5 protein-coding genes are annotated in these 4,018 nt (G+C 69.8%); all 5 read left to right on the top strand.

What is annotated here, in order from left to right; genetic code table 11:
• The coding region (locus tag ACXJKR_RS26390) for an MBL fold metallo-hydrolase (RefSeq protein WP_457325335.1) at positions 1-957 on the top strand (957 nt) is incomplete at its 5' end.
• Positions 932-1,522, top strand: a complete 591-nt coding sequence (locus tag ACXJKR_RS26395) for a methylated-DNA--[protein]-cysteine S-methyltransferase (RefSeq protein ID WP_457325336.1) — start codon at positions 932-934, stop codon at positions 1,520-1,522. The genes ACXJKR_RS26390 and ACXJKR_RS26395, both read left to right, overlap by 26 nt.
• A gap of 15 nt (positions 1,523-1,537) precedes the next feature.
• Positions 1,538-2,611 (top strand): DEAD/DEAH box helicase, encoded by a 1,074-nt coding sequence (locus ACXJKR_RS26400; RefSeq protein WP_457325337.1) that lies wholly within the window; start codon positions 1,538-1,540, stop codon positions 2,609-2,611.
• A 3-nt stretch (positions 2,612-2,614) separates the two neighbouring features.
• Positions 2,615-3,103: a CYTH domain-containing protein gene (locus tag ACXJKR_RS26405; protein WP_457325338.1), complete on the top strand. Its 489-nt coding sequence runs from the start codon at positions 2,615-2,617 to the stop codon at positions 3,101-3,103.
• A gap of 229 nt (positions 3,104-3,332) precedes the next feature.
• Positions 3,333-4,018, top strand: a 686-nt coding sequence (locus ACXJKR_RS26410) for a TonB-dependent receptor plug domain-containing protein (protein WP_457325339.1), incomplete at its 3' end; no start/stop codon positions are given.

Consider the following 4,018-nt stretch of genomic DNA (forward strand, 5'->3'; position numbering starts at 1 on the left):
GCCATGACGAAACTGCGGCGCGCGTGGGCCGCCGTGCTGTGCCTGGCCGCCGCGGCGGCGGTGACGGCGCAGCCGCTCGCGCTCGGCGTCGTCCTGGTGCCCGGTGGTTTCGAGGCTGGCCGCCAGCCCGACGGCAACAGCCTGCTGCTGCAGGGCGATCAGGGCTGGCTGCTGATCGACAGCGGCCGCCACCGCGCTCATGCCGAAGCGGCGCTCGCGGCGGCGGGCGGGCAGGTGAGGGCGGTGCTGAACACGCATTGGCACCTCGACCACCTCGGCGGCAACGCCTGGTTGCGTTCGCAAAGGCCTGGGCTTGAAGCCTGGGCGTCGCCCGCGGTAGCGAAGGCGCTGGCGGCCGATGGCTGGCTGGACCGCTACCGCCGCCAGCTGATGGAGGCCATTCCCACGGCACCRCCCGATCAGGCGGCCGTCATGCGCGTTGACCTCGAACTGCTGAACCAGGCTGCGGCCCTGCGCCCCGATCGTGAGATTGGGACAGCCTCGGCCCGGACCATCGCCGGCCGCCGCCTGCAGATCGGCATCGAAACCGCCGTCAGCGGTGGCGACTTGTGGGTGTTGGACGCGGCCACCGGCACACTGGCCGCTGGCGACCTTGTCACGCTGCCGGTGCCCTTCATGGACACCGCCTGCCCACCCGCCTGGCGCGAGGCGCTGGCACGCCTCTCCGCCCAGCCTTTCCAGCGCCTGGTACCTGGCCATGGTCCGGTCATGAGCCGCGCCGATTTCGAGCGCTGGCGTGGCGGCTTCGAGGCCCTGCTGGACTGCGCCGACCAGGGCCTGCATCCCGGAGCCTGCGCCGCCGTCTGGCGTTCACGCGTCGACACGTGGCTGGACGACGCCGGCCGCGCTCGCGTCAATGGCATGCTTGGCTACTATTTCAAGACGCTGCTGCAAGCACCGACCGAACAACGTGAGCGATTTTGTCGACGACCCTGACATCGGCCCGGTGCTGCCGGCCGGCGAGCCGCTTTGGGCTCACAGCTTCGACACGGCACTGGGCCGCTGCGGCGTTGTCTGGAGCGAGCGGGGCATCGTCGCCTCGCTATTGCCTGAAGCCAGCCCGGCGCGACTGAAGCGCCGACATCCCACCGCCGAACTGACGACGGAGCTGCCCGCCCACATCGCCCATGCCGTCGATGGCATTCGCGCGCTGCTGGCCGGCGAGGTGCGAGACCTGAGCGAAATCACCTTGGACGAGCGCGGCATCCCCGAGTTCCGCCGCCAGGTGCATGCGCTGACCCGCGCCATCCCGCCCGGGCAGACCCGCACCTACGGCGAGATCGCCACGGCCCTCGGCCAGCCCGGTGCGGCGCGCGCGGTCGGCCGCGCCGAGGGCGACAACCCGTTTCCACCCATCGTGCCGTGCCACCGCGTGATGGGTGCGGGCGGTGAGCCCACGGGCTTCTCGGCGCCGGGCGGCGTCGAGACCAAGCGGCGCATGCTGCTCATCGAGGCCCGCGCCGTGGGTCAGCTCGCGGGCGATCAGCAGAAGTTGTTCTGACCGCGACAATCGCGCATGTCCTTTTCTTCCCTGGGCCTGTCGCCCGCCCTGCTGCGCGCCGTGCGCGAACAGGGCTATCACGCGCCGACCGCCGTGCAGTCGGCTGCGTTGCCTCCCATTCTGGCCGGCGCCGACGTGCTCGCGCTGGCGCAGACCGGCTCCGGCAAGACCGCTGCCTTTGTGCTGCCGCTGCTGCAACGCCTGGTCGCCGCGCCGCCTCGCCCAGGCCCGCGTGCGTTGGTGCTGGCGCCGACGCGTGAGCTGGCCGCCCAGACGGCCGAGCTGATGCGCAACGTCGCCGCGCTGCTGATGCGCCGGCCCAAGGTGGCGCTGGCCTTTGGCGGCGTGTCCATCAACCCTCAGCTGATGGCGCTGCGCGGCGGCTGCGACGTGATGGTGGCCACGCCGGGCCGCCTGCTGGACTTGATCGACCACAACGGCCTGACGCTGGCCGGCGTGGAATGCCTGGTGCTGGACGAAGCCGACCGGCTGCTCAACGCCGGCTTTGCCGACGAGTTGCAGCGCGTGCTGGCGCTGGTGCCCGCACKGCGGCAACTGCTCAAGGAAGAGGCCTGGGATCGCGCGCTGGTCTTCGTCGCCAGCCGCTACACGGCCGAGCTGGTGTCGGACAAGCTTTTCGCCCATGGCTTCAAGGCCGGCGCCTTGCATGGCGAGCTGAGCCAGGGTGCACGCAGCGACGTGCTGGCGGCGCTGAAGAACGGCAGCGTCAAGGTGCTTGTCGCGACCGACGTGGCCGCGCGCGGCTTGCACGTCGATGCGCTGGACGCCGTCGTCAACTACGAGCTGCCGCGCTCGGCCGCCGACTACACCCACCGCATCGGTCGCACCGGCCGCGCCGGCGCCACCGGGGTGGCAGTCAGCTTCATCTGCGCAGACAGCGCCGAGAACGCCGAGAGCCATTTCCGCCTCATCGAGAAGCGCCAGGGCCAGCGCGTGCCACGCGAGCGGCTGGAGGGCTTCGAGCCCGAGGCAGTCGCCACCGAAGCCCAGGCCATCGGCGGCATCAAGAGCACGACGCGCAAGAGCAAGAAGGACAAGCTGCGCGAGGCCGCGGCGCGTGGGGAATGAGCGATGGGCATTGAGATCGAACGCAAATTCCTCATAGCCGGCGACGGCTGGCGCCAGGCCGTGACGAAGCAGACCCACTTCAGCCAAGGCTATCTGAGCCGTGACCCGGCCCGCACGGTGCGCGTGCGCGTCGCCGGCGACACCGCCTTCCTGACCATCAAGGGCACGACCCAGGGCGCGACGCGGGCCGAGTTCGAGTACGAGGTGCCCATCGCCGATGCCCTGGAGCTGCTCGCCATGTGTGACGGTCCGGTGGTCGAGAAGATCCGCCACCTGTGCCCGCATGAAGGCATGACCTGGGAAGTCGACGAATTCCTCGGCGCCAATGCCGGCTTGCTGGTCGCCGAGATCGAGCTTGCCGACGAGGGCCAGGTCTTTGCCCGGCCCGGCTGGCTGGGTGCCGAAGTGACCGGCGATGGCCGTTACGTCAATGCCAACCTGGCGGTGAACCCGTTCACGCGCTGGCCGGCCGGCCGGGCCGCGGACTCGTAACACGGCGAGTTCGACACCCATGGCCTGCGCCGGGCCATGACGCAGGTCAAAGCGGACGCTCATCCTCGTCTGGCGCCTCGCCTCTCGCCTGCCTACACTGCAAGAGTTCGGCGATACATCTGGAGACAACGTGAAACACGCTCCAACGCTCCGCCCGAGGCTCCCGCAGACAGTAGTCGCGCTAGCCACTCTAGCGATGGTCGTCGCCGCACACGCGCAGGACACGCCCTTGAGCGCTGGACCTGCCGCCAGCGCCCCCTCGTCCGCAGCGACAGCCCCGTCGACGCCCCCGGCGGCCAACCGCCTGAGCCTGGACCGGATGGTGGTCACCGGCACGGGTGTGGCCCGCCGCAAGTTCGACACGTCTTACGCCGTTTCGAGCCTGTCGTCTTCGGACATCGACAAGCTTGGACCGCTGAACACGGCGGATCTCCTCGGTCAGGTGCCGGGTGTGCAGGCCGAAGCCACCGGCGGCGAGGCCCAGAACATTTATCGCGTGCGCGGCATTCCGAACGAGTCGAACTTCTTCACGTTCCAGGAAGACGGCATGCTCATCTACGGGGAGAACGACGGGTACTTCTTCAAGGGCGACGTCATGCTGCGCCCGGACCTGATGACCCAGAACGTCGAAGTCGTCCGTGGCGGGCCAGCGCCGATATTTGCGGACAACGCGGCCGCCATCCTCAACCTGATCACGCGCCAGGGCGGTGAAGTGGCGGAGCACGGCGCCCGGCTCACGCTGGGCGACACCGGCCTGTATCGCTTCGACGGCTTCGCCTCCGGCAAGCTGGCCGACCGGACGTACTACGCCGTCGGCGGCTTCTACCGCAAGCACAGGGGCTACCGTGACAACGGCTTTCCCAGCGACACCGGCGGCCAGTTGCGGCTGAACATCCGGCACAGGCTGGACAACGG

The sequence above is a fragment of the Roseateles sp. P5_E11 genome (assembly GCF_054049355.1).

Bases quoted from the DNA above. Each gene is read 5' to 3' on its own strand.
- ACXJKR_RS26405 (WP_457325338.1), top strand. From the start codon at position 2,615: ATGGGCATTGAGATCGAACGCAAATTCCTCATAGCCGGCGACGGCTGG.